Annotated in this window: 24 protein-coding genes; 11 read left to right on the top strand and 13 right to left on the bottom strand. The window is 45.3% G+C overall.

The features are described from left to right. Positions 1-27: 27 nt before the first annotated feature. On the bottom strand, positions 28-822 hold the full coding sequence (locus tag LIX84_RS10050; RefSeq protein ID WP_226421204.1) for a DUF4344 domain-containing metallopeptidase: 795 nt from the start codon (positions 820-822) through the stop codon (positions 28-30). A gap of 865 nt (positions 823-1,687) precedes the next feature. Between LIX84_RS10050 and gltS (LIX84_RS10045) the strand changes: the two genes are divergently transcribed. After that, positions 1,688-2,923, top strand: a complete 1,236-nt coding sequence (gene gltS / locus LIX84_RS10045) for a sodium/glutamate symporter (protein WP_006740921.1) — start codon at positions 1,688-1,690, stop codon at positions 2,921-2,923. Positions 2,924-3,024: 101 nt separating this feature from the next. On the opposite strand, the gene LIX84_RS10040 is transcribed toward gltS (LIX84_RS10045), so the two are convergent. From LIX84_RS10040 to LIX84_RS10030, 3 genes are read right to left on the bottom strand one after another with little or no spacing between them, the layout of a single operon-like run. Beyond that, entirely contained in the window at positions 3,025-3,855 is an 831-nt protein-coding gene (locus LIX84_RS10040) for a hypothetical protein (RefSeq protein WP_114322669.1), read from the bottom strand. Beyond that, positions 3,855-4,712, bottom strand: a complete 858-nt coding sequence (locus LIX84_RS10035; RefSeq protein ID WP_226421203.1) for an ABC transporter ATP-binding protein — start codon at positions 4,710-4,712, stop codon at positions 3,855-3,857. Before LIX84_RS10035 ends, LIX84_RS10040 begins: the two co-directional genes overlap by 1 nt. After that, positions 4,709-5,080, bottom strand: a complete 372-nt coding sequence (locus tag LIX84_RS10030; RefSeq protein ID WP_005392046.1) for a GntR family transcriptional regulator — start codon at positions 5,078-5,080, stop codon at positions 4,709-4,711. Before LIX84_RS10030 ends, LIX84_RS10035 begins: the two co-directional genes overlap by 4 nt. 415 nt (positions 5,081-5,495) lie before the next feature. Between LIX84_RS10030 and gltS (LIX84_RS10025) the strand changes: the two genes are divergently transcribed. Together gltS (LIX84_RS10025) and LIX84_RS10020 are read left to right on the top strand one after the other, a co-directional pair. Then, positions 5,496-6,722 (top strand): sodium/glutamate symporter, encoded by a 1,227-nt coding sequence (gltS, locus tag LIX84_RS10025; RefSeq protein ID WP_226421202.1) that lies wholly within the window; start codon positions 5,496-5,498, stop codon positions 6,720-6,722. Between the two features lie 157 nt (positions 6,723-6,879). Then, on the top strand, positions 6,880-7,746 hold the full coding sequence (locus LIX84_RS10020; RefSeq protein WP_226421201.1) for a glycerol kinase: 867 nt from the start codon (positions 6,880-6,882) through the stop codon (positions 7,744-7,746). Positions 7,747-7,837: 91 nt separating this feature from the next. Here LIX84_RS10020 and nagB read toward each other — a convergent pair whose 3' ends face one another. Continuing rightward, complete coding sequence (gene nagB, locus LIX84_RS10015; protein WP_006740926.1) at positions 7,838-8,638, bottom strand: glucosamine-6-phosphate deaminase; 801 nt, start codon at positions 8,636-8,638, stop codon at positions 7,838-7,840. Positions 8,639-9,012: 374 nt separating this feature from the next. Here nagB and LIX84_RS10010 point away from each other — a divergent pair, with 374 nt between their 5' ends. Beyond that, entirely contained in the window at positions 9,013-9,264 is a 252-nt protein-coding gene (locus tag LIX84_RS10010) for a DUF3081 domain-containing protein (protein ID WP_005392042.1), read from the top strand. Positions 9,265-9,418: 154 nt separating this feature from the next. Here the strand turns inward: LIX84_RS10010 and LIX84_RS10005 are convergent, their stop codons facing one another. Further along, positions 9,419-9,772 carry a DUF413 domain-containing protein gene (locus tag LIX84_RS10005; RefSeq protein WP_005392041.1) on the bottom strand — a complete coding sequence of 118 codons (354 nt, stop codon included), beginning with the start codon at positions 9,770-9,772 and terminating at the stop codon, positions 9,419-9,421. Between the two features lie 148 nt (positions 9,773-9,920). Here LIX84_RS10005 and LIX84_RS10000 point away from each other — a divergent pair, with 148 nt between their 5' ends. Continuing rightward, positions 9,921-10,814 (top strand): LysR family transcriptional regulator, encoded by an 894-nt coding sequence (locus LIX84_RS10000; RefSeq protein WP_005374436.1) that lies wholly within the window; start codon positions 9,921-9,923, stop codon positions 10,812-10,814. Positions 10,815-10,895: 81 nt separating this feature from the next. Here LIX84_RS10000 and LIX84_RS09995 read toward each other — a convergent pair whose 3' ends face one another. From LIX84_RS09995 to LIX84_RS09985, 3 genes are all read right to left on the bottom strand, one after another. Further along, on the bottom strand, positions 10,896-11,591 hold the full coding sequence (locus LIX84_RS09995) for a pirin family protein (protein WP_054866741.1): 696 nt from the start codon (positions 11,589-11,591) through the stop codon (positions 10,896-10,898). Positions 11,592-11,600: 9 nt separating this feature from the next. Further along, positions 11,601-12,044, bottom strand: coding sequence for a DoxX family protein (locus LIX84_RS09990; RefSeq protein WP_005392037.1), 444 nt, complete (start codon positions 12,042-12,044; stop codon positions 11,601-11,603). Positions 12,045-12,369: 325 nt separating this feature from the next. Beyond that, positions 12,370-12,573: a hypothetical protein gene (locus LIX84_RS09985; protein ID WP_017633816.1), complete on the bottom strand. Its 204-nt coding sequence runs from the start codon at positions 12,571-12,573 to the stop codon at positions 12,370-12,372. Positions 12,574-12,767: 194 nt separating this feature from the next. On the opposite strand from LIX84_RS09985, the gene LIX84_RS09980 reads away from it, so the two are divergent. The 3 genes from LIX84_RS09980 to LIX84_RS09970 all read left to right on the top strand — a co-directional run bounded on the left by LIX84_RS09980 (position 12,768) and on the right by LIX84_RS09970 (position 15,533). Then, positions 12,768-14,135 carry an AlkA N-terminal domain-containing protein gene (locus LIX84_RS09980; protein WP_226421200.1) on the top strand — a complete coding sequence of 456 codons (1,368 nt, stop codon included), beginning with the start codon at positions 12,768-12,770 and terminating at the stop codon, positions 14,133-14,135. After that, positions 14,132-14,614: a methylated-DNA--[protein]-cysteine S-methyltransferase gene (locus tag LIX84_RS09975; protein WP_005392035.1), complete on the top strand. Its 483-nt coding sequence runs from the start codon at positions 14,132-14,134 to the stop codon at positions 14,612-14,614. Before LIX84_RS09980 ends, LIX84_RS09975 begins: the two co-directional genes overlap by 4 nt. 100 nt (positions 14,615-14,714) lie before the next feature. Further along, positions 14,715-15,533 (top strand): hypothetical protein, encoded by an 819-nt coding sequence (locus LIX84_RS09970; protein ID WP_226421199.1) that lies wholly within the window; start codon positions 14,715-14,717, stop codon positions 15,531-15,533. A 79-nt stretch (positions 15,534-15,612) separates the two neighbouring features. Here LIX84_RS09970 and LIX84_RS09965 read toward each other — a convergent pair whose 3' ends face one another. After that, positions 15,613-16,221, bottom strand: coding sequence for a YitT family protein (locus LIX84_RS09965; RefSeq protein WP_226421198.1), 609 nt, complete (start codon positions 16,219-16,221; stop codon positions 15,613-15,615). Positions 16,222-16,422: 201 nt separating this feature from the next. Between LIX84_RS09965 and LIX84_RS09960 the strand changes: the two genes are divergently transcribed. Continuing rightward, positions 16,423-16,818, top strand: a complete 396-nt coding sequence (locus tag LIX84_RS09960) for a GFA family protein (RefSeq protein WP_006740934.1) — start codon at positions 16,423-16,425, stop codon at positions 16,816-16,818. 35 nt (positions 16,819-16,853) lie between these two features. Here LIX84_RS09960 and nhaD read toward each other — a convergent pair whose 3' ends face one another. Continuing rightward, complete coding sequence (nhaD, locus tag LIX84_RS09955; RefSeq protein ID WP_005392020.1) at positions 16,854-18,284, bottom strand: sodium:proton antiporter NhaD; 1,431 nt, start codon at positions 18,282-18,284, stop codon at positions 16,854-16,856. A 420-nt stretch (positions 18,285-18,704) separates the two neighbouring features. Continuing rightward, positions 18,705-19,730, bottom strand: coding sequence for an acyltransferase (locus LIX84_RS09950; RefSeq protein ID WP_226421197.1), 1,026 nt, complete (start codon positions 19,728-19,730; stop codon positions 18,705-18,707). A 251-nt stretch (positions 19,731-19,981) separates the two neighbouring features. Between LIX84_RS09950 and LIX84_RS09945 the strand changes: the two genes are divergently transcribed. Both LIX84_RS09945 and LIX84_RS09940 read left to right on the top strand, forming a co-directional pair. Continuing rightward, the gene (locus LIX84_RS09945) at positions 19,982-20,572 is read left to right on the top strand and encodes a TetR/AcrR family transcriptional regulator (RefSeq protein ID WP_005392013.1); all 591 of its coding nucleotides are present in this window, start codon (positions 19,982-19,984) and stop codon (positions 20,570-20,572) included. A 130-nt stretch (positions 20,573-20,702) separates the two neighbouring features. Continuing rightward, a complete protein-coding gene (locus LIX84_RS09940; RefSeq protein ID WP_226421196.1) occupies positions 20,703-21,560 on the top strand; it encodes an alpha/beta fold hydrolase in 858 nt (285 codons plus the stop codon). 174 nt (positions 21,561-21,734) lie between these two features. Here LIX84_RS09940 and LIX84_RS09935 read toward each other — a convergent pair whose 3' ends face one another. Further along, a complete protein-coding gene (locus LIX84_RS09935) occupies positions 21,735-24,281 on the bottom strand; it encodes a glycosyl hydrolase family 18 protein (protein WP_226421195.1) in 2,547 nt (848 codons plus the stop codon). Positions 24,282-24,283: the final 2 nt, after the last annotated feature.

Raw genomic sequence — 24,283 nt, 5'->3', positions numbered from 1 at the left:
TGCGATCGTCTTATTATTTGATTTGGCTTACTGAGTTCTACGTGGCGATTTTTCTTTTGGTTCATTATGTTGCAGGTAGTGGTTCCAATTCGCGCGTATGTTCTCGTAGTTGTATTGGCAAAAGTCTTTGCGATCTCGTAGGTAGTCTTTTTCAACTTCATCGAGAAGCGACTTGTACTGTTCCGGATCACTGCCGTACACCAAACATAAGGTAGAGAAGTAGCGTTGCAAATCAAAACTGTGCTCATCAATGTACTCACCGAAGTCGTAGTAGTCCGGTCTGTCATCGGACTCAAATGCGAACATGTCGGCGGCGCTAATGGCCATCTCTGCGCCATCTTCTAGGAAGTCAATCATTAAGATCGTGGCAAAATTATCGACGGCATCTTCTTCTTTTCCGAGAACAGGGATGTTTTGATCTTCGATGTAAGCATGCCCGGCTTCATGAAGCAAGGTGTGTAATAACGTATCTAACGCCCCTGTTTTTGGGGATTTTCCAAGGCGTTCTTCATACTGGTTATTGGAGAAGTAATTGAGTGATTCCAAATAAAAAGTGTAAGGAATGTGTATCGTGTGCGTATCGGGATCGTACATTGGGCCATCTTCTCCGCCGTAAACCAGTGTGAGTGGTTTGCGAAATGGAAAGTGGATCTGAGATAGCTCAAGAAAAATTGGGCTTACATCGCTGTTTTGGATAGATTGCAGGGCGATTTTTTCATGGGTTGTTTCCACGGGAGAATATTCAATACGGATATTTTCCGCTGCAGTGGCAGATGAGATGGCACAGAGTAATAGCACAGGGAAAAGCAAATGAATTTTCATGTAGGGCTCTTGTTATTTTAATAACTTACATAAAAATTATACATGTTTTTGTGTGATGCATAATTGGGATTGTTTTTATCACCCAGAACCGGGTAGTTAGCCTCGAAAGACTACCATGACAACACCGTACATTTTGGTTGCTGGACCCTCAAGAAAGCCTATCAAAACACGTTTTACTCAGGAGACGATAGATAAGTGATTGGCTTTTAAGGTTTATTTCTTGGTGAGGCTAAGCTGAATTCGCTTCGCTCTTTTGTCTGTAAAAATGCTATTCAGCAGTTAATCATTATGGAAAGAAACCATGGGGTTGGTGAATGTCACTGAATTGAAGAAAATTATCAGCAATATGTTATAATCCGGCTCCGTTGTGACGAAAACGTTTGTTGCAGCTTGAGAGTTTCCTTGGATTCGGCTCGTTTACACACCATGAGCCAGAGTTAAAAAACTACGACAGGAACAAGCAAACCCAATTGTTTTGAACGCGATCTCGGCGTTTAGAGGTTACAACGGGAAGGAACTTTGTTTGATAGTAATTGACACATTCTGTTTAAGTAAGGGAGCCCAATGTGGTTCAGAAAGTGTCACCCAGAATTTACTCACAACACTATACCCCAAGCAGTAACGCACAGGTATTGCGAGGGGGCATTTGAAGGAGCTATATCGGCTCCTTTCACATTTAAGGGCTGGCTAACAGCGGAAAACTGACACATCGCTAAAGGAGCGTCCCTTAAACTAGCCTAAGGCGCATCTACACCAACTTTTGAGTATTTTCGAAACAGTAAAGCGAGAACATTTGCTATTGAATGAAGGTTAAATTAACACTCGATCATTACGGAGGATGAAGAGAACAATAATAAGAGGCGATATGAATCATTTAATATCTGTAGGTGCACTGGAGTCCTTCTTGGTCGCAATCAGTGTGCTTTTCCTGGGGCATTTTATTAATGCTAAGCTACCGATTTTAAAGAAGTTCAACATACCTGAGCCGATTGTAGGTGGCCTTATTGTGGCCTGCATGATTACTGCTCTTCATTTCAACGGCATCGACTTGGAGTTCGATTTGCCGTTACAAAATACGTTTATGTTAATGTTTTTTGCGACGGTTGGTTTGGCCGCAAATTACACTCAGTTGATGAAAGGAGGTGCGAAGGTTTTTATCTTCTTAGCTGTCGCATCGTTTTACATCATCATACAAAACGGCGTTGGCGTTTCACTCGCGGCGGCGCTCGGTTTAGATCCTTTGATGGGGTTAATTGCTGGCTCGATTACTCTGTCTGGTGGCCATGGTACAGGTGCAGCGTGGTCACAAACCTTCCAAGACGTGTATGGATTGGATAACGTTTTGGAAATTGCGATGGCATCAGCCACTTTTGGTTTGATCATCGGCGGTATCATTGGTAGCCCAGTGGCACAGCGCCTCGTAGAAAAAAACAGCATTGAATCGGAGTATGGTCGTGGTGGTCGAGATGCCAAAACTCACGAAAAATTCCCTGAGTTGGTGACCTACAACGAATACGAAGAAGATAAAGTAACGGCGAAAAAAGTGGTGGAGAAACTCTTCTTCCTACTGATCTGTGTTACAGGGGCCAAGTATGTCGAGCAATGGGTCAGCACGTATGAAATCTCATGGTTGATGATTCCAGACTTTGTATATGCGCTGTTCATTGGTGTGATCATCACGAACTTCTTAGAGGTGACCAAGCTTCGTAAGTTAGATGCAGAAACCGTCGATATGCTCGGTACTGTTTCTTTGTCATTGTTCTTGGCGATGGCATTAATGAGTTTGAAGTTATGGAATATCTTTGACTTAGCGATTCCATTTTTGGTCATTTTGGCTGTGCAGTCTGTGGTCTTAGCTATCTTCACTTACTACGTCACGTTCAAAGTGATGGGACGCAATTACGACGCTGCGGTTATTGCGGGTGGTCACTGTGGTTTTGGCTTGGGGGCAACCCCAACAGCCGTGATGAACATGGGCTCTATCGTTAACCGATTTGGCCCGTCGCCGCAGGCATTTATGGTGGTGCCAATTGTGGGGGCTTTCTTTATCGACATCGTTAACTTAATCATTTTACAAGGTTACATTTCATTCCTTGGTTAAATTTAAGTTCATGATCTCCTGAGGTCGAAATAAAAACGGTCACAACACAGGTTGTGACCGTTTTTTTATGGCTCGATTTTGGCCGTTTATCGAACGACGGATTATTGAATGGTTCGGCTGAACTTGAGACTAGCTGTCCAACCAAGAACGCCGACGAAAGCGTAAATGCCAACGTTTAACCAACCCGCTTGAGGAATTGCATTAAATGGGCTTGGTGCAACAATGGCGTGCAGTGGAAGGTAAAGCACTTCGGAGAAGAACTGATCTAGGCCGTAATAGCCAAATAGTGCGATTGGCATCCAGCGCAGCGCATAAATGGCGATAAACAAAATGACCAGTGGTGAGTTCACTTTCTGAGAAATAGCCATTGCGGTTAATGCCAGCGGTAACAGTAGAATACCGGCGAACAACATTCTGATTAAAAACTCTCCCCAATGCAGCAGCACGTAACCTAACGAGGCTTGGCGGTACAATAAAGCCAATTGGTGATCGGTAGAGATGTTCAGCAACCACAACATCAAATCTGCTGCGAGCACAAGCGCCGAGCAAACGAGCGGAATCACCAATAAGCCAAACCCTAGCTTCACTAAGTGAGTTTTTATGTCGCTGACCGGCATACTACGCCAAAACATAATACTGCCCTCCGCGCGTTCTTTGCGCAGTGTTCTCGGGAAGTATTGAACGGCTAATAAGATAGACAGCAGTCCCGCCCCGCCGGTGATCAACATGTTTACATCGTCACCAAGCTCTTTGTGAATGTCACTGACATCGCCACCAAAGCTCATTTGGAAAAACATATTGTGTTGTAGAGTGTCGTTGCTCATTAAACTGACAAAGAGAATAAGTCCACATGCCAACACAAACAGTGGAATACGTAAAACAAGAGGGTTTTCCAACCACTCTTTTTGCAACATCGCGACAACTGAACGCATTACGCTGCCTCCTTCTGCAATGCTAAAAATAGATCCGCTAACTTCACCCCATGGATGGCCCCCATTGTTTCTGCTTGTTGGGCATACTGGGCAGTGAGTAACCATTTCGTTGAACCGAGTCCTTTTTGTGACGACAGTGGGTTCATCGCTTCAATTTGTGTGCGGTGCTCTTCGTTGGCTTCAAGAATGAAATAGTCTTCACTGATAGTGTCCATCGAGGTTTGCAGAACGGGGCGACCATGCTTAAGAATCAGAACATCTGTCAGCAAGTGCTCAATCTCTGATACTTCATGACTGGCGATGAGCAACACGCGCTCGCCGTCGTGAAACCATTCCAATAAGTGACGATAAAACGTATCACGATACACGAGATCTAACCCGAGTGTCGGTTCATCCAATATGAGGATTTGGGTGTTAGTCGCGATTACAATCGCGAGGTGCAATTGCACCTTCATCCCTTTGGATAAAGATTTGATGCGCGCACGAGGTTTGATGTCCGTTTGACGAAGCAGCGTATCTGCTTGAGCGCGATTGAACCCTGGATGCACGCCTTCGGTATAGTTAAGCAGTTGAGCGACAGTCATCCAATCTGGCAGAACGTTCACATCCGAGATGTAGGATAAGCTCTGCATTATTTTGTCGCGTTGCATAATGGGTTCAAATCCGTTGATACGAACAGTGCCTTGATATTCATGTGCGCCGAGTAGGGCATTAATAAGCGTTGATTTACCTGCGCCATTATGGCCGAGTAAGCCAAGTACTTGTCCTGCATGTAGGTCGAAACTCACTTCATGCAGTGCTTCTCCTTGTTGCTGATATTGCTTGGAGACGTTGTTTACACTGACTAATGCGCTCATTGGTCACCTTTCAAATGTGGTTTTAGTTGTTGAATGAATTCGTCGAGTGACATATCCAGACGCTGTATTGTGTCGGCTATCTGCGGAATTTGTTGTTGAAGAAAACGTGCCTTCTCGTCTGCGAGCAATTTTAGTTTTGCCCCTGAAGCGACAAACATACCTTGACCGCGTTTTTTCTCTACTAACCCCTCATCAACAAGCAATTGATAGCCTTTCATGACGGTGAGGTGGTTAATTTTCATATCCGCAGAGATGCTACGAACTGAGGGTAGAGCATCGCCTTCTTGCCAGATACCTTGCAGTATTTGTTGAGTGATCTGGTCAGCCAACTGTCGAAAAATCGGTTGGCGATCATGCCAATTGGTCATGAGTGAATCTCTTGGCTGAAATGGTGTTATATATAGGTATAACACCTAGTGTGCCGGAGAGAAAGTAATAATTTAAAATTAAGCGTATGTTCCAGCCTTCGCTTTCCCTAAATATCTACCTATGTGATAGCTATTTTGAAGACTTTAGTGTGAACATAAATTAGACACTTCTCATAAGTTGAGAAGTGTTATTTTTCTAATCCAATCAAGGTATTTACCACCAGCTTGGTATTGGTATTCTCATATAATGATAATCAGTGGGATTTTTGGAACATCCATTTCTTACTTGATGAGAATTTTTGGCAAATACACCCTAGAAAACAAAAGGTTCGAGAGGCAATCTGATTGACTTAGGCACCTATCTCACGTTGAGCGCTTGCTCAATGAATGAGAAAGAGGAGAGTAAAGAGGTCTCATGAATCAGGTAATATCTATCGGCCCACAAGAGTCGTTTCTCGTCGCAATTTGCGTGTTATTTTTAGGGCAGTTCATTAACACCAAATTACCAACCTTAAAGAAATTCAATATCCCAGAGCCAATTGTTGGTGGTCTAGTTGTGGCTTGCGTGATCACGACGATGCACTTAAATGGTGTGGATGTATCATTTGATTTGCCACTGCAAAACACCTTTATGTTGATGTTTTTTGTGACGGTTGGCTTAGCCGCGAATTACACCCAACTGATTAAAGGCGGTGCGAAGGTTTTCATCTTCCTTGTTGTGGCATCGGTCTACATTCTTATCCAAAATGCGGTCGGCGTATCCTTAGCAACCGCATTGGGGTTAGATCCACTCATGGGGTTGATCGCCGGCTCTATTACGCTTTCTGGCGGACATGGAACTGGTGCGGCGTGGTCGCAAACTTTTCAAGAAATGTATGGTTTGCACAATGTCCTAGAAGTGGCGATGGCTTCTGCTACGTTTGGCTTGGTCATGGGCGGGATTATTGGCAGCCCTGTCGCGCAAAAGTTACTCAACAAGCACAACTTAGAATCGGAATACGGACGCACCAACCAAAGCCATCAGAGTTTCCCTGAGTTGGTGACCTATAACGAACATGAAGAAGATCGTGTCACGGCGAAAAGAGTTGTAGAAAGCTTATCCATTATTTTGCTTTGCGTGACAGGCGCGAGCTATCTGGAGAGTTGGGTGAGCAGTTTTGGCATCAAGTGGTTGATGATCCCAGATTTTGTTTATGCGCTGTTTATTGGTGTTGTCATCACCAACATCATGGAAGTGACCAAGGTGCGCAAGGTTGATTTAGAAACCGTTGATATTCTTGGTACGGTTTCGCTATCGCTGTTCCTTGCCATGGCTCTGATGAGCTTGAAATTGTGGAATATCTTTGATCTTGCGATCCCATTCCTTATTATTCTTGCTATTCAGTCTGCCGTACTCGCGGTGTTCACTTATTACGTAACATTCCGCATGATGGGCAGTAATTACGATGCCGCGGTGATCGCCAGTGGACATTGTGGTTTCGGTTTAGGTGCCACACCGACTGCGGTCATGAATATGGGCTCTATCGTGAGTCGTTATGGTCCATCACCACAAGCATTTATGGTAGTACCAATTGTCGGTGCATTCTTCATCGACATTGTGAACTTAGTGATTTTGCAAGGCTGCATTGCTTTTATTAAATAGCCCCCGCTTCTTTCAACTTAACATAACAAAGCCAGTCCCTTGAGATTGGCTTTGTTATTTGTCACACGAAATCTTGTTTCTCTGACTTCAAGCCGTGAAATCAATACGTTACTATGATGACATAGTGTTCAGTTTTACAGCAGCATGAGGTACCCACATGTCTGAAAAAATATCGACGTCGGCATTAGCGAAAATGCGTAAGGTTGAAGCCAAGCTGTTGTTTGCCGATCTCAAACGTGCTGGCTACATTGTTCGCCAAGACGAAAAATGGATTATGACGGAAGAAGGCGCCAAGTTTGGCGGCGAGTATGTGGATCACCCTAAATTTGGCCAGTTCATCGTCTGGCCGACCAATTTACATATTGAGCTGACTTCCAGCTCAGGGAAAACATTAAGCGCCACGCAGCTGGGTGAAAAGCTGAAACTGAATGCGAAGCGCATGAACCAACTGTTGAGTGAGTTGGGGTGGATCGCCAAATCTGAAGAAGGTTGGAGTGTCACTGAAGCTGGTATACGCGCTGGTGGCCAGCAAAGAACCGATAAAGAGATACAAAATACCTTTGTCGTATGGCACGATGTGGTGCTGCGTAATAAGCGTCTTAAGCAGTCTGTCATTGAATTTTTAGGGCAAGATGCGGAGTCACACTCCACGGATAAATCGTACTCAAGCTTTCGCCAAAAGTTTGAAGCCAAACACCGAACATTAGATGGGCATTACGTGCGCTCTAAGGGGGAGTTGCTCATCGACAACTGGCTGTACTTGGCTGGTGTGGTGCACGCTTATGAACGTCAGCTGCCGATTGACCAAGATGTCACCAGTGATTTTTATTTGCCAGGCGGTAAAGTCTATTTACAGTTTTGGGGAAGTGATACTGGGGAGATGGCTGAGGCTGACCGTGAAACCATTCGTACTGTTTATGAGCAGCATCATTTTAACCTTATCGAAGTCGAACCGAGTGAACTAGACAAGTTAGATGAAGTGCTGCCTAAGCGTCTTCGTCAGTTTGGTATTAAAGCTTATTAACGACTTAAGCCCGCTGTTCAGATAAGAAAAAACCCGTGATTGATCACGGGTTTCGTATTTTTAGCGTGCATCTAGGCTGTCATCCTATGGATTAAAAACCTTTGATGTTTTCCGCTTCTAGCTCCGAGAAGTACTTCACTGTCTTCACTTTCAGTTCTTGTTGAGCTGGCTCGTCACATACAATCACTGCTTTAGGGTGAAGTTGAAGTGCAGAAACCGTCCATAGGTGGTTTACACAACCTTCTACTGCTGCTTCAAGTGCTTGAGCTTTGTTATGACCTGTTACCAGAATCATCACTTCTTCTGCGTCTAGCAGTGTACCCACACCGATAGTCAGTGCGTATTTAGGCACTTGGTTGATATCGCCGTCAAAGAAGCGAGAGTTCGCAATGCGAGTGTCTTCAGTCAGTGTCTTGATACGAGTACGAGAAGACAGAGATGACGCTGGCTCGTTGAACGCGATGTGACCGTCGTTACCCACGCCGCCCATGAACAGGTTGATCTTGCCGTAAGACTTAATTTTGTCTTCGTAACGCTTACATTCTGCGTCGTGATCGTCAGTGTTACCGTTCAGTAGGTTGATGTTTTCTTCTTGGATATCAATGTGATTAAAGAAGTTGTTGTACATGAACGAGCGGTAAGACTCTGGGTGATCTGCAGGGATGCCAATGTACTCATCCATGTTGAAAGTCACGACGTTTTTGAAGCTCACTTCGCCGGCTTGGTAAAGCTCGATTAGGGCTTTGTAGGTTGCTAGAGGAGTGCCACCAGTTGGTAGACCCAGAACGAATGGACGCTCAGCAGTAGGTTTAAAGTCGTTGATACGCTTAGCGATATGCGCAGCTGCCCACTTACCTACTTGTGCTGCTCGAGTTAACGGGATAAGTCTCATTTTGTGCCCCTAGTTATTGGAATTTACGATGTACCGAAACATTAATTCGCATTATAAAATAAGTAATGAAGAACTGCTATTGTTTTAGGTCAAAATTTTGCTTTTTCTTTAACCAGTGTTGATTTTATCGACTGTTTTTATATCTAAATGCTTTTATAAGCCGATTTTTTACAAAGAAATTGCATTATGAAACTGACGAATTGATAGATAAAATTTATGATCTAAATTAAGTTCTGTCTTCGCACTTAACCTTGTTTTTTAACAACCTACAGAGTGTGAAATCGCACACGAACTTCAAATATTATGGGATGGACATGGCACGACGCTCATTCCTTAACCATAATTGAAATGTGTAAACCAGTGAGGAATTCGGTATGAAAAATGAGTTAGATCCGAGCAAAGTACTACAGGCTTACGAATGTGTGATGAACAACGGTACACCAACCGAATTTGGCAAAATGTATGAAGGTGTAGAAGCGTTTTCCGATTACGACGGGTACAACGTTTTCTTACGAGGGAATGGTGTTGAGCTAAAGGTTGGCTTCCACAATACCTATCAATTGGAGTACGACCAAGAGCACTTGAAAGAGAGCTTTTTGAAAAAGATCGCGATGCTTGCAAAGTAGACTGGCAGCACTAAATACTAAAAAAGCCCTTGGGAGAACGCGCCCTTGGGCTTTAGGAGAAGAAATGAGCTTGTTTTGCTCGCTCAGTCAAACCAAACGAGCTTTCGCCTATTACCTACTGCTAGAAAAAGGCGAGAATTAGTTTATTTGGTTATTAATCGTCTTCGACCAAACTCTCTTCAATGTAATCTTCTGTCGCGTCAGGCTTATTACGACCATTTAGCGTGTGGAAGCGCTTGCGACCACGAGCAAGTTGGGTGTACTTTAGCCACGTACGCTCAAGTTTTGTTTTTGCTTTGCCTGGGTTTTCTAGCACCTTGATGAAGTGTTTCTCTTCGCTATTTTCAGGTGTTAATTCGCCTGACTCTAAGCCAAGCATAGTATCCCCATAAATTGTTAGGATTTCCTCTTCCGAGAGAGTAAAATCGCCAGACTTTGCAAAGCCGCGTGGGAATTTTACGTTGTCGTAAAAACGTTTTTTGCCATGACGGAATTCAGTGTCAGACATGTCAACAGCCTCTGTAACCGTTATTGATGAATGTAGTGAACTACGGCGAAAATTAGGCGTAAAGCTAACAAAAGAAAAACAAAACTTTTTTGTCGTCATGATTTTAATTAGTTGTTAATCTGGTTTTATATTAACCAGGAGATGGTTTATGGATGTAAAAGTCTTTCGAACATTTTTAGAGCTGGCAAGGGTTCGTCACTTCGGGCGCGCCGCTGAGAATCTTTATATTACCCAAGCTGCAGTGAGCGCACGTATCAAACAATTGGAAAGTTACTTCGATACGCAATTGTTTATTCGTGATCGAAATAACATAAAGTTGACCTCTGCAGGTGAGCGCTTAATCAGTTATGCAGAGGTGATGGTCACCACATTGCAACAAGCGAAGCTAGAGTTATCACTTGAAGATGGCAAAGCGCTGCAATTAACGTTAGGTGGTACGCCAAATATTTGGGACGCCTACTTGCAAAACTGTTTAAGTGTCGTCACAGATTCATTTGGTGGTTATGGTTTTATGGCAGAAGTGATGGGGCGGGAAATGCTCAGTCGCAGCTTGCTAGAGCGCACGTTAGATATGGCATTTGCGTTCGACCAAATCAAAGCTGATGAGCTTAACTGCAAAAAAGTGGCCGATGTTGTTCTCGTTTTGGTATCGACTGAGAAAGACTCTTTAGACACCGTTTTTGAAAACAAATACGTGTATGTGGATTGGGGAACGCGCTTCTCCTCAGAGCATTCTGAGCGTCACCCTAAGATCCCGGCTCCGTATCTACGCACGTCAACAGCGCGTATAGCATTGGACTTTATTTTGGAGAAGGGCGGTGCCGCTTACTTACCCATCTCTCTGGTAGAGCCCTTTATCGCCAATGGGCAGCTTCACAAGGTGTCTGGCGTAGAAGATTGGTGTCGCCCTATCTATTTGAGCTATCGTAAAGCTAGCTCGTCTGTAGACGCGATTAAGCAAGTGGAAGAAATTGTCAAAGAGATTGATCCACTGACGGCTTACAGTTTTCAGCAAATTGGTTCCGGCACTTCCGACGAATAGCGTTGAGTGAAAAGTCAGAGAAATTAAAAAGCCGCCTTGGAAAATCCAGGCGGCTTTCTTTTTATCTCGATGAATCGATAGTTATGGCAAGTCAAATAGCAGGGCGGTTGTGCTCTCGTTCGATGTATTGCGTAAAACAACCTTACTTTGCTGTTCGACCTTCGCGCCGTCGCCCGCCGTCAAGGTGGTATTGTCGATGCTAAGGCTTCCCGTTACTTGGTGAACGAATAAGTTTCTACCCGATTCTATCTCAAAGTTAAGTTCGCTATTTGGTTCAAGAATTAACTGATGTAATGTGGCATCTTGCTTAATAAGTAGCGTACCGTTTTCTCCTGTTGGAGTCGCGATAGTTGTTAGTCCAGGCGTGCGACCAAAGTCTTTTTGCTGATAACCTGGCTTGGTTCCAAATGTATTTGGCTGAATCCAAATTTGTAGAAAGCGCAGCGTGTCGCGGTTCGACGCATTGTACTCACTGTGGTAAATCCCTTTCCCTGCCGACATGAGTTGGAATTCCCCGGCAGGTAATGTTTTCACGTTACCTTCGCTGTCTTTGTGCGCGATAACACCTTCCAGCACATAGCTGATGATCTCCATATCACGATGGCCATGTGTATCAAAACCTGCGCCAGGTTGGACTACATCGTCATTAATGACTCTCAGCTCAGAAAAGCCCATATGTTGAGGATCGTAATAGCTACCGAAAGAAAACGTATGTTTGCTATCAAGCCAGCCAAAGTTTGCTCGACCTCGGTCTGCTGCATGTCTTACCGTAATCATGGGGCCTCCTTAAGAGAGCTTTTTATTCAAGAAGTTATCTAGCGCGGCCTTACCTGCGCCAGAAAACGCCAGTGAAACACTTGCTGCCAGTAAAGCTAAGCCAAACTCGTAACCGTTGTTTGCCATGAACAAACCGTTTTCAAAGTGGACGGAGAATATCGCTACCACCATCGTGAACGCTAAAGCAACGGCGGCTGGGCGAGTTAGCAGACCAAGTAAAATGAACAAGCCGCCAAAGAACTCTGCGCTGCCCGCAAGGAATGCCATGAGCACGCCAGGACCTAAACCGATAGATGCCATCCACTGACCTGTGCCTTCTAGCCCGTAGCCACCAAACCAGCCAAACAGCTTTTGTGCGCCGTGCGCCATAAAGATAATGCCGATTGGAACGCGAAGTGATAGTGCGCTGTAACCTGCGTTTGATGTGGTAATTTTCTGTAATAGTGCTTTCATGATTCTGTCCTCTGACTCTTTTCAATGAGTGGGAAGCGTGTGCTCCCGTGCTGTTGAGAACAGTTTAGGTGGCGGTGAGAATAAAAATAACGGGAGTATTTTGATAAACTCGTTCTAAAAAATTGAATAACAGCTTTTTGTTATTTTTAATCAGTTGCTTGAGTGTTTTTTATGAGTTTTTTATGCCAGTTTTGTCGTGTTTTAAATCAGGCTCCATCATTATTTTCGATAAACATTTTTGCTGTTAAACAAAAAAAGAGCACAGGTTGCTGTGCTCTATTGCTTTCGCTATTAACAAGGGAGAAAGGTGTGTTAAAGAAAACCGTCAGAGGTTCATTAAGCTCTCTAGTGACTCCTCTACATTGTTGTAGTGATAGGTTCGAATATTACGTCCATCCGTGGCATTAATTTGAATTTCTGAGATCTCGTTATCTGAGTCTCGTTCGATAATTCCAATTGAATGATCTACGGATTTACTGGTAATAACCTTTTGGTTTCTTAGTACAATTACGCAAGTGTGTAAGTCCATGCCAATTCCCTTTAGCCGACGTTGTTGTGATGTTCTGAATCTAACTTTAGTGTACAAAAGCGCTAATGCCAATAAATCTCAATATTGAGTTCCGAAAATGGCTAATTGTAGGCGCTTAAGCAAGCTACAATAACATTATATTGAACGATGCCTATGAACAATAAATGACAAAAGGCATGAGCAAGGAAAGCACTATGTTTATTCACCCCCATACCTCACTGACTTTCGAGCAGTGTCATAAGGCGCGAGTCGCGCGAGACAGCCGCTTTGATGGGCGATTTTATGTGGCAGTGAAAACAACGGGGATATTTTGTCGCCCAATTTGTCCGGCTAATTTACCTAAAGAAGAAAATGTAGAGTACTTCACCGATAAAGCGCAAGCTCTCCAAGCGGGGTACCGTCCTTGTTTGCGCTGTCGACCTGATAGCGCGCCGGGTTCCTGGGCATGGAAAGGCGTAGAAACGACCTTTCAACGAGCGATTTCGTTAATTGATCGAGGGGAGTTGCATCACCACTCGGTGTCTGAGCTAGCAGGGCGTGTTGGGATTTCGGATCGCTACTTACGTATGTTGTTTGAGCAGTATCTAGGCATGTCACCCAAGCAGTATGCGCAATATCAACAATTAATGTTCGCCAAACAGTTACTTCATTCCAGTTCTATGTCGGTCACGGAAGTAGGCTTCGCCGCCGGTTTTAATAGTACACGCCGCTTTAACGATGCTTTCCAAAAGTTTCTCAAATTGACGCCTTCTCAAGTCCGTCGCAAAGAGTTTGACGGTATGGGTAGCAATCGAATTGCCTTGCCTTATCGAGGTGAATTGAATTGGCAGCACATGTTGAACTTCTACCGTTTACGAGCGATTGAGGGGGTTGAGCTGGTGAGTGATGAGAGTTATCAGCGCAACGTTTGTCTGGATACCAGTAAAGCATGGTTTAAAGCGACCAAAGGTGAAGGGTACCTAGAGCTAGCGTTTGAAATTGAAGATGTAACGAAGCTGCAAAACTTGGTGTCTGACATTCGTCGTATGTTCGATCTTGACGCCGATATTTGTACTGTCGAGCAGCATTTGGATTATGTTGCACCGGGGCTTGTGTCGAGTAAAGGTATTCGGATTCCTGGTGTATGGAATGCATGGGAGGCTGGAGTTCGAGCGATTTTAGGCCAACAAGTGTCGGTTAAAGCGGCGATTGGTCAACTTAACTTATTGGTGACCACACTTAGTGGAGAGTCAGAAAAACGCTTTTTCCCGACACCAGATGCGATAGCGAATACCGACGTGAGCTTTTTGCGCATGCCGCAAAGCCGTAAAGAGACGCTAGTGCGCTTCGCCCAGTTCATGCAGGACAACTCAGAAGCCGACCCCCAGCAGTGGCTAGCTTTGAAAGGCATTGGACCTTGGACAGTCAGTTATGCTCAACTGCGAGGGCAATCTCAACCCGATTGCTTTTTAGATAAAGACTTAGTGGTGAAAAAGGCGATGCAACGTTACCCATCACTGAATATGCACACTGCGGCCCCCTGGGGAAGCTACGCGACGTTTCACTTATGGAATCAATCATGAAAACATTTTATACCGAAATGCCGAGCCCATTAGGAACGGTGACCATCCAATCTAACACTGAGGGCTTGCTTGGCATTTGGTTTGAAACATGCACCACTAAGCCGAGTGAACTGGGAGCGCGAGACGATCAACACCCGATTTTGCGCCAAGCTGTTACCCAGTTGAATGAATATTTTTCTGGCCTACGTAATGAATTTGAGCTGCCTTTGGCGGCTACAGGCACGGATTTTCAAAATCAAGTTTGGCAGGCACTAACGACCATTCCATACGGCGAGACGTGGAGCTATCAAGATCTCGCCAACGCGATTGGCAACCCTAAAGCTGTGCGCGCTGTTGGGTTGGCAAACGGAAAAAATCCTATTTCTATCGTGGTGCCTTGTCATCGCGTTATTGGCAAAAGCGGTAAATTGACAGGGTATGCTGGTGGAGTAGAGCGCAAGCAACGTTTACTTGCGTTGGAGCAAGGTACACCACTTTAAGTGAGGCGATTCTCATATTGTGATTAAGCGTGCTACACAGGGGAAACGATAGTGTAGAGTTTCATATTCGTTATACGAATAGAAAAAGGATAATAAGGACATGCCTTTTAAAACGGATTTTGATGCATTCATGAGTGAGTGTTGGCAGCATCACGAAGCACAGCCCGAACAAACTTATGCTCAATTGGAAACGGCTCTGAGTGAGGTGGAAAACGTTAGCCACATCGAGCGAATATTCGCATTGATGCTGCACACCGCGATTGGGCACCTCCAGCGTCCAGAACCGTTTCTTGCTTGTTTAGAGCGCTTTGATGAACGCAAGGTTGCCGAGAGTTCGGCATTGCAACGCAGTATTGCCGTTGCGCGCTACTTCGTAGATGGCACTGACAATATGGAATTATTGGAAGAGCAAGACCAACGCCGAGTTTACGCTCTGATTTCGAATGAACTTTCTGCGCTTGCTCAGCTTGAACTGGCGAGCCAATGGTTGGAGAAAGCCGCGCTAGGTATGACACCACAAGATGCTGAAGGGCCGCTAGCGCGCTCTATCGCAATCACAGCAAACAACTTGGCGTGCCAGTATGAAGCGCTGGCTGAGCGCACGGATGTGGAAAAATCGAGGATGCTAGAAGCGGCGAAGCTCGCGTTGGATTACTGGAAAGTGGCGGGTGGTTGGATGCAAGAAGAACGTGCTGAGTATCGCTTAGCGATGAGTTTACTCAAAGCGGGTGAAGCCGGACAAGCCAAGCAGCATGCCGAGCGCTGCGAAGCCATTTGTCAGCAAAATGGTGGTGACGCGTTTGAGCTGTTCCATGCACATGATTTGCTGATGCAAGTGCACTTCCATCTTAGCCAGAAATATAAAGCTCAAGTGGATGTGGGGATGCAGCAATACTGCACAACGAGTTCGTTGACATGATCTCAACGTTGAATAAAAAAGCCCCGAGCGAATGGCTCGGGGCTCATATTTTGTAAGTTCACTCATTACACGATGTTGATTAAGCTATTTGCGCTTTTGCCTGGTATCGTCCTGGTTTATGGTTCATCGCCAAAATCAAGTTTGTCGCCACAGCACCTAGGACGGATAGAGCGATAAGGTGCACATCCACAATGAACAGCGACATCACTACGATGGCACAATCGAGCGCCATCTGAACTTTACCAGCTCGAATCCCCAAACGTTCCTGAAGGTACAACGCTAGAATGTTAAAACCGCCTAAACTCATCTTGTGACGGAAAATCACCAACATACCTATTCCAATTAACCCACCACCTAGAAGTGCTGCATAGAAAGGTTCGATTCGTGAAATTTCAATCACATGGTGCAGATGATCGACCGCAAAAGAAACAATCGAGACTGCAATGAAAGTATTAATGGTGAAGCGCCATCCCATGCGCATTACAGACAAAATGTAAAAAGGGAGGTTGAGAGCGAAAAATATCTGACCAAAGCTGAAGTCACTCACTTTGGTAAGGAAGATCGCCAAACCAGCCGTACCGCCGGTGAGCAATCCTACTTTGCTGAAAAATATTACCCCAAGCGACACTAGCGCACTGCCGAGCGTCAGAGCCAAGAGGTTCTCTCTTAGGCTATGATCTTTATCCATAAAATTTTTTCCTTGGTTTAAAAACCGCGCCGGAGACAACACGTCCATCCAACGAGATAAACAGTTGCCAAAATAGCAACTAACAAATCGGCCAATAAAATGTCGCGAAAAGTGATGAATGTCGAGTTTTTGGACAAGATTGTGCTGACGCTAGCCTGTTTAACATAATGTACACAGGTAGAAAAACAACAAGGAAAAGTTATGATTAAGAAAGTCGGCACTACCCAAATCAACGCATTACATCGACTGAGTTGTCACTGCGGAAAAGTTGAGCTGGAACTTGCATTACCTAATGGTATTGAGAAGCCGAGACGATGTGATTGCTCCATGTGTCGACGTCGCGGCGCGATTGTGGCATCTGTGCCTCTGAATGGTATTCGTATCGTGCAAGGCGAAGACGTTTTGAAGCTGTATCAATTTAACACTCGCACAGCGAAGCACTTTTTCTGTGGCGAATGTGGTATTTATACGCACCATCAGCGTCGCTCTGACCCGAGTGAGTACGGCTATAATGTCGGCTGTTTAGAGGGCGTCAACCCATATGAATTGGGAACTATCGAAGTGATGGATGGCGTTAACCACCCATCAGACCGTTAGGTCGCATAGCAAGTGAAGAGCGTGAGTTACGATGCTTAGGTAAATAAACCGCTATTCATCCACAAGTGCACTGCAATACTGGCGGCATAACCCAAGGCGATGACGGGAGCCCATTTTAGGTGGCCAAAGAAGGTATATTGACCACGCGCGGCTCCCATTAATGCGACACCTGCCGCAGAGCCAATTGAAAGCAAGCTGCCCCCCACACCCGCAGTCAATGTGACAAGTAACCAGTTCCCCATCGACATGCTTGGTTCCATAGTCAGTACAGCAAACATAACCGGAATGTTATCGACGATGGCAGATAGAACACCAACCATCACGTTGGCCCAGACAGGGTTCCATTGGTTGTACATGACGTTTGAAACCAGTTCGAGATAGCCAAGTAAGCTCAAACCGCCGACACACATCACTACGCCGTAGAAGAACAGCAAGGTGTCCCATTCTGCGCGAGATACACGGTGGAACACGTCAAACGGAACGACTGAACCTAAGCGTTTTAATGCGTGATCGTCGCCATTGGCAATTGCCATGGCCGCTTTTTTTGCCAAGGAATGTTTGAGTGTTTGGCGTAAGAAGTAGCCGAAAAATTGTAAGTAGGCCAAGCCCATCATCATGCCCATAACGGGTGGGAAGTGCAGCAAAGCGTGGAAAGAGACTGCGGTGGCAATCGTCAGAATGAATAGTGCGACAATACGTCTCGCGCCGCGTTTCAGTTCTACGTGTTGGTGAATCGTATTCGGTTTGGTGTTTGGAACAAAGAGTGACATCAAAAATGCAGGAACCAAATAGTTCACCAGTGACGGGACGAATAACGGGATGAATTCAGCAAAGCTGACATGCCCGGCTTGCCACACCATCAGAGTCGTAATGTCACCAAATGGGCTGAATGCACCGCCAGCGTTGGCAGCGATAACAATGTTGATACAGGCAAGATTCACGAATCTAGGATTATCACCAGAGACTTTCATCACCACAGCACACATCAAGAGGGCTGTGGTTAAGTTATCGGCAATCGGTGAAATAATAAAGGCGAGAAACCCCGTCAGCCAAAACAGCTTTTTGAAGCCAAAGCCTTTGCCGACCATCCACGCCTGTAAGGCATCGAAGAGTTTGCGCTCTTCCATAGCATTGATGTAAGTCATCGCTACTAACAAAAACAGCAGCAGTTCCGCGTATTCCAACAAGTTGTGCTCTAGTGCGGATTTGGCGATTTCTGGCTGGTTGTGTTGAGCAAAGGTGTAGCCAATTAGAATCCAAATTAACCCTGCAGCGAGCAGCACAGGCTTGGATTTTCTCATTTTCAGATACTCTTCCAACATAACCAGTATGTAAGCAATCGAAAAGATAATGAGAGCCGCGTAACCGACACCAGAATTAACAAGGTTCAGTTCATTGGTGGGGGCAGCAAAGGTGGCGCTAGAGAACAACAAACAGCAGAAAGCCACAATTGGATAGATTGGCATAGACATTTCTCCTTTGTCTGGTTGGAGAAATATTAGCCACAAATTAATGAGTTAGTTGTGAGAGAGCTCGAATTAACAGTAGGAGTTAGGAAATGATAGTGTGCGCCACTATTTTCTGAGTGACGCAATGCTTGCTGCGCCAAATAAAACCACAGCGGCATACAAACCGTAAGTTAACCAATGGCTAATCTCTAAAAAAGGAACGAGTCCTTGACCTGCCCACATACAGCCTCCGTTTAATGAGCAATGTTGTAATAGTCGAGCCAATTTAAAGGAAATGAACAATGTTTTTTGTGAGTGACGGCAAATTCTGAAGGATTAGAAAGTCAAAAATTGGTCAGTGAGAGAGAAATCTCATTTTTAACTGGCTAGCTCTAACCCTTTTGAGCTAGAGCTAGCTATATCGAGCGCTGAATGGATTTAGCGCAGCAGCCATTTTCTCAACGGCGAAGCCTCAATTGCTTTCACAAGTATTATGGTTGCGACAATCGTTGCAGGATAAATAAATGCGTCTTTCGCGAGGTGTTGCAACCCGATAAATCCAGCGACATTCATCATTATAATTATCACAAGCAGATGGCTAACATAAATGCCTAACACGCTAGGAGATAGTTTGAATACCCAAGGCATATCGCCAAAATGTGGGTGGACTAACAGCCACATGAAGACACCCAGGGCCCAGATAACAGTACCAAACAGGAAGTCGTGAGAATTAAAAGCGACCTCGTGTTGCATTAGCCAATAAGCTTCACCAAAATGCAGCGCCATACCAAGAAGAATGCATCGAATCGTATTGTTTCGCGACCATCGCCACTGTTCTTCTCGTGCTAGATAACCCAGTGTTACCAGCAAAGTACTGAAAAACGGCCCATTACGAGTAAAGAAAGGCGCTGGCAGATCGGTAATGGTCAAATAACTGCCAGCAAACACGCCGTATATGTATAGCAATACGGCGGTTGGCAGTACCAATTGAGCCATATTGATACGCACGAGGAAGGCAATTAAGGCAACGGCAATGACCAGAGCTGGAATAAACCACAGGTGAACGAGCCCGCCTTCGACGAGTGAATTGAACGGGGTCGACATTAAGTAGCCCCAGTAGCCCTGCCTTTCGGCGAGATACCCCGCCTCAGCGACAGTTTGCCACTGGAATGGCATCAATAAACTGATCACGCTCCAAATGAGCCAAACCTTCATCAGTGGTTTGGCGTAGTTTTTTAGTGTTTCGATAGGTGCGCGGCTTAGCTTGGGCTGGATAAGATAACCAGAAATGAGAAAAAACAGTGGCACAGCAAAACGAGCCAATTGGTTGAGCATATAGCCAACCCACGGTATTCCATCCCATTGCCAGTATGTCAGGGCCATCTGGCAGTGCAATCCTATAATTGCAAACATCGCAATAATACGCGCAAACTCTAAGCTGGCTATTTTTTGTTTCTTTGCCATTACATTACTTACCTAAATAAAAAAACTTAGGTGAAAGTAGCAGGTTGTGGCTGAATTAATGCGTGAAAAAGTCAACAGACTCGCGCTTACACTGAAGCTGTGTTTAAATTTAAGACTTACTTCAAACTTCTTAATTATTAACCCATTAACCAACTCAATACGTGATTAGCGAGTCGAAAATGACACTAATGTATGGTTAGACCAGTTAACTCTAGATTGCAAAAAAGAACGATCGTGCTAAAAATAAGATTATGCAAAAAGGAAAAGTGACAAAAGAGTTTATTCTGCAACGGGCTTTTGAGATCGCCAGCGAAGACGGATTAGAAAGTCTTACGATTGGTGAGTTAGCCAAGCAATGCGGTATGTCGAAAAGTGGTCTGTTTGCTCACTTCAATTCGAAGTTGAATTTACAACTATCGGTATTGGAGCACGCCAATAAAGTGTTCGCTGCTCGGGTTATTGAGCCTGTTCGTGAAGCAGGGGATGGCAATATCGAACGTAAAATTCGAGGGTTGCTCGACTCTTGGATGACTTGGAACCACGCATTTCAAGGAAGTTGTATGTTTCTAGACGCTTGGAATGACACTGCAGATAAAGATTGCCCGCTTCAGGCCGGACTGCGTAAATCCATAGACACTTGGCTGAGCTATTTGGAGATCCAAATAACGAAAGGCAAAGAGAAGCAAGAATTTGCAGCAGACTTAGATACACGCCAAGCAACGTTTGATTTATACGGTCTTTATTTGAGTGCGCATGTTTTTTACTCAATTAAAGGTGAGGAAGAAAGCTTGCGTCTGTTTTGGCAAGGGATCGACAACTTATTTTCTCGCTGGAAAGGCTGATACCAGTTATTCGCTTTCCAGATTTGTAGACATAAAATCATAAAGAGCGGCTGAGTTCGCTCTTTCTTATCAGTATAAAAAGCACGACCGTTCTATTTTTTGTGCGAAGCTGATAGTTAAGGACATAATCATGAGTGAAAAAATTTACTTTAATACATCGCAACGTTTCAGTATTAAGCGCAGTTTGGTGAACATCAGTACGCGTTTACACCATACGCTGGCCCCTTCCCATGCAAAGAATACCGCGCGTAAGTTGCTCCTGACACCTGCTCGCACAGCACCTAAAAACACCGAACCTCAAGGACTTGCCAAAGGTGAAATTAAAGGGCATGCAGGCATTATCAAAACCTACACTTTGGGCTCTGGACCTATTTGGGTGTTAACTCATGGTTGGTCTGGTATCGCAAGTCAGTTTTATCCGTTGATGGAACATATTGCGTCGAAAGGTTTCACCGCTTTGGCATACGATCATCCAGCACATGGTGAGAGTGAAGGGCAGTATGGGCACATTCCGGGTTTTGTCAAAGGGTTAGAAGATGTGTTAGATACGGTAGACGATATTGTTGGTCTAGTTGGGCACAGCATGGGCACCGCTTCTGCTCTTGAGTGCAGACATAGCAAATTAGAAAACAAGCCTTTACTGCTTATTGCACCGGTATTGAATTACGTAGAGAACCTATTCGGTAGCATTGCGCGTTCAGGTTATTCGATGAAGCTTTTTAATGCCGTAGTTTCTGAAGTTGAAGATCAATTTGGTTACCCATTACAGTCAATTGATCCGCTAAAGCGTTTGGCTGAGCGCTCGTCTCCAGCCATCATTGTTCATGATGAGCAGGATAAGTTCACTAAGTACAGTATTTCTGCACAAGCCGCTGAAGAGATTGAAAATGTTGAGTTAGTGACAACGCAAGGTCAAGGCCATGGCCGAGTGATGAAGTGTGCACAAGTCTTCAGTAGTTTTGACCGTTTACTCGATCGTTCTTGGTAATCTTCATGCTTGCTAATTGGCTCGGTCCGTTTTGGGCTAATTCGATTTGAAATCAATACCTCGGATTGTTTTTCGTCTATGGTATCTCTTTTCTCGTTATGAGATAAAAACAAAAAAGGACAGCCGAAGCTGTCCTTTGATCGTTAACTTTACAGAAAGTCTGCAAGGTTGGGCTTAGTTACAGTTAGCCACGCCAACTTCTTTCCAAACGCCCCATTCGCCAGATTGGCTAGGATCGTCACCCTGAGTCCACCATTTCGCTTCCCAAGTTTTACCTGCATGAGTGACTTGGTTGCCGCCTGTGTACACTGCGCTTGCATCCCATGCGTTGTCACAGGTACCAGGGTTTGGGTCGGTTGTATGCTGTGCAACAACAACAGTTGCGCTTGCCGTTGAAGACGCTTTGCCGTCGCTCACACTTACGGTAAAGCTTAGGCTAGTGTCTTGCGGGTATTCAGCAGCAGTGAACGTGACTTTAGAACCTTCAACCGTTGCGTTCAAACCTTGAGGAAGCGTCCAGTTGAAAGTAAGAGTATCGTTGTCTGCATCGCTAGAGGCTGACGCATCTACAACCACAACGTCACCAGCGTTTGCTGTTGCTGGAGCAACAACTTGCGCTACTGGCGCATTGTTCGCTGGGTCAACCACACCTGCTGGCTTCACCGTTACTACAACAAGGTCAGATGCCGTTGCACCTTCGTTGTCAGTCACTGTCAGCTTGAAAGTTAATTGCTCCTCAACAGTAACTTCTGCTGCATCAAAGCTTGCTTTCGCAGTGCTGGCACCTGCTAGTACCACTGCTGTACCAGAGACTTGCTCCCAAGCGTAGCTTGCGATAGTGCCGTCAGAGTCTTTCGATAGGCTGCCATCTAGAACCACACTTGCAGGGCCAGTTACAGATTGATCTGCGCCAGCAGCTGCGGTTGGTTTACGGTTTGGTTGAGGAACCACACCGCCAGCCATACCTTCGTGCATTGCGTTGAGAATGTCGCCGTTATCCGCGTCGATTTCCCAAGAGAATAGACCCGCAAGACCCAGAGATTTCGCGTAGCTACCTTTTGCTAGCACTGAGCGATGGTCATCAAATGTGATCAACTCACCCGTTGTACGGTTCCATACCCATGGTGCTTCTGCTTGTGCATCGTAGCCGTACTCGAAGCCGTTAATGCCAGTGTTGTTTGCACCTAGCATGAATGACTTAATGCCTTTGTAGTCGATTACGCCATCTTCCCAAACACCTTGCGCTGTACTGCCCTTCAGTTTACCTGTAGCAGTACCTGTCATTGGGTCATTTGGATCGGTTAGCGTATCTGGAGTGACGCCTTCCCAGCCACGACCGTACATTGCTGTACCAAGTACTAGCTTGTTCGCAGGAACGCCTTGAGCAAGAAGAAGCTGGATGCCGTTATCTGCTGTGTAAGCAGGACCTTTGTACGGTTCGCCGTTCTCATCAACGCCACTACCGTCACACTGACCAGGGCGCATGAATGAACCACAGTAAAGCGCAGTCTGGTGACCAGGAACGTTGTTCCAACCGCCATAGAAGTCGTAAGTCATCGCGAAGATGTAGTCCATGTATTGAACCGCATCTGCATAGTCTACGTCTTCAATCTTGTCGTAACCGACACCGATAGCTGACGTTAGCTCGTAAGTACGGCCAGTCTCAGCTTCTAATTCATCAAGCATTACGCGCAATTCACGCATCAGTGCGATGTAAGCTGGGCCATCGTTTACAGGGTCGCCCTTATCCGCGGCTGCACCGCCACCACCAGGGAATTCCCAGTCGATATCAACACCGTCGTAGAATTTCCAAGTTTTCAGGAACTTCTTAACCGATGCGACGAATGTGTCTCGGTTTTTCTTGTCTACGAAATCGAAGAATGGGTCAGACAGCGTCCAGCCACCGATAGATGGGATGATTTTTAGATCAGGGTTACGTTGTTTCAATGCCATTAGCATTGCGTAGTTACCCTTGATAGGTGTGCTGTATTCATGACCAGCTTGTGGGAAGCTCTTTTGATAAGCAGCCCAAGGGTCGTGGATCACGACTTCGTAGTCAGGCACGCCTGTACAAGCGGTTTGTAGTGCATTGAAGCTGTTGCCGCCAACAGACTTCACAGACTCATTTGGGCCACAAATTGGGATAAAACCGTAAAGGATGTGAGTCAAGTTGTCGACTGGCATGTTATCGACCGTGTAGTCACGACCATAGATGCCCCACTCAACAAAATACGTACCCATCACGACGCTTGGATCGGTATTGTACGTTTTGTTGTTTGGATCAACGTTCATCGTCAGTGGCTTCAAGTGAGAACCATCGGTATCTGCAATCGTGATTTCAGCTGGTGCGCTTTTCGCACAACCTGTCGCATCACACGCCTCGATTTCCATTTGGTATAGGCCGCCCTGACCATATTCAAATGTCGCTGTTGTTTGGCTACCAGTGATTGGGCCGGTTGCTACTTTTGCACCATCAAAATAGACGTTGTAAGTATCACCTGGCGTGCCACTCCACTGGTTAAACTTAACAGTGATCTTCGCTTGCTCATGGTATTTCACCATGTCGTAGTAGCCTGACGTGGTTTCCATCGCGAGTTCAATTTTAGAAAACTGAAGGTTGTTGGAACCGTACATATCGATACTTGGTGCGGTTGGAGCCGCAACTACAGCACCTGATAGTGCTAAAGCAACGCCAGCTGCACATAGGTTAAATCGAATCATAA

The sequence above is a fragment of the Vibrio sp. E14 genome, assembly GCF_020515785.1.
Classification (GTDB): Bacteria; Pseudomonadota; Gammaproteobacteria; order Enterobacterales; family Vibrionaceae; genus Vibrio; species Vibrio diabolicus.
Note: the sequence above shows the minus strand (reverse complement) of the source record. Positions and strands in the feature narration are given on the sequence as shown.

Bases quoted from the DNA above. Each gene is read 5' to 3' on its own strand.
- LIX84_RS10050 (WP_226421204.1), bottom strand. From the start codon at position 822: ATGAAAATTCATTTGCTTTTCCCTGTGCTATTACTCTGTGCCATCTCA.
- gltS (WP_006740921.1), top strand. From the start codon at position 1,688: ATGAATCATTTAATATCTGTAGGTGCACTGGAGTCCTTCTTGGTCGCA.
- LIX84_RS10040 (WP_114322669.1), bottom strand. From the start codon at position 3,855: ATGCGTTCAGTTGTCGCGATGTTGCAAAAAGAGTGGTTGGAAAACCCT.
- LIX84_RS10035 (WP_226421203.1), bottom strand. From the start codon at position 4,712: ATGAGCGCATTAGTCAGTGTAAACAACGTCTCCAAGCAATATCAGCAA.
- LIX84_RS10030 (WP_005392046.1), bottom strand. From the start codon at position 5,080: ATGACCAATTGGCATGATCGCCAACCGATTTTTCGACAGTTGGCTGAC.
- gltS (WP_226421202.1), top strand. From the start codon at position 5,496: ATGAATCAGGTAATATCTATCGGCCCACAAGAGTCGTTTCTCGTCGCA.
- LIX84_RS10020 (WP_226421201.1), top strand. From the start codon at position 6,880: ATGTCTGAAAAAATATCGACGTCGGCATTAGCGAAAATGCGTAAGGTT.
- nagB (WP_006740926.1), bottom strand. From the start codon at position 8,638: ATGAGACTTATCCCGTTAACTCGAGCAGCACAAGTAGGTAAGTGGGCA.
- LIX84_RS10010 (WP_005392042.1), top strand. From the start codon at position 9,013: ATGAAAAATGAGTTAGATCCGAGCAAAGTACTACAGGCTTACGAATGT.
- LIX84_RS10005 (WP_005392041.1), bottom strand. From the start codon at position 9,772: ATGTCTGACACTGAATTCCGTCATGGCAAAAAACGTTTTTACGACAAC.
- LIX84_RS10000 (WP_005374436.1), top strand. From the start codon at position 9,921: ATGGATGTAAAAGTCTTTCGAACATTTTTAGAGCTGGCAAGGGTTCGT.
- LIX84_RS09995 (WP_054866741.1), bottom strand. From the start codon at position 11,591: ATGATTACGGTAAGACATGCAGCAGACCGAGGTCGAGCAAACTTTGGC.
- LIX84_RS09990 (WP_005392037.1), bottom strand. From the start codon at position 12,044: ATGAAAGCACTATTACAGAAAATTACCACATCAAACGCAGGTTACAGC.
- LIX84_RS09985 (WP_017633816.1), bottom strand. From the start codon at position 12,573: ATGGACTTACACACTTGCGTAATTGTACTAAGAAACCAAAAGGTTATT.
- LIX84_RS09980 (WP_226421200.1), top strand. From the start codon at position 12,768: ATGTTTATTCACCCCCATACCTCACTGACTTTCGAGCAGTGTCATAAG.
- LIX84_RS09975 (WP_005392035.1), top strand. From the start codon at position 14,132: ATGAAAACATTTTATACCGAAATGCCGAGCCCATTAGGAACGGTGACC.
- LIX84_RS09970 (WP_226421199.1), top strand. From the start codon at position 14,715: ATGCCTTTTAAAACGGATTTTGATGCATTCATGAGTGAGTGTTGGCAG.
- LIX84_RS09965 (WP_226421198.1), bottom strand. From the start codon at position 16,221: ATGGATAAAGATCATAGCCTAAGAGAGAACCTCTTGGCTCTGACGCTC.
- LIX84_RS09960 (WP_006740934.1), top strand. From the start codon at position 16,423: ATGATTAAGAAAGTCGGCACTACCCAAATCAACGCATTACATCGACTG.
- nhaD (WP_005392020.1), bottom strand. From the start codon at position 18,284: ATGCCAATCTATCCAATTGTGGCTTTCTGCTGTTTGTTGTTCTCTAGC.
- LIX84_RS09950 (WP_226421197.1), bottom strand. From the start codon at position 19,730: ATGGCAAAGAAACAAAAAATAGCCAGCTTAGAGTTTGCGCGTATTATT.
- LIX84_RS09945 (WP_005392013.1), top strand. From the start codon at position 19,982: ATGCAAAAAGGAAAAGTGACAAAAGAGTTTATTCTGCAACGGGCTTTT.
- LIX84_RS09940 (WP_226421196.1), top strand. From the start codon at position 20,703: ATGAGTGAAAAAATTTACTTTAATACATCGCAACGTTTCAGTATTAAG.
- LIX84_RS09935 (WP_226421195.1), bottom strand. From the start codon at position 24,281: ATGATTCGATTTAACCTATGTGCAGCTGGCGTTGCTTTAGCACTATCA.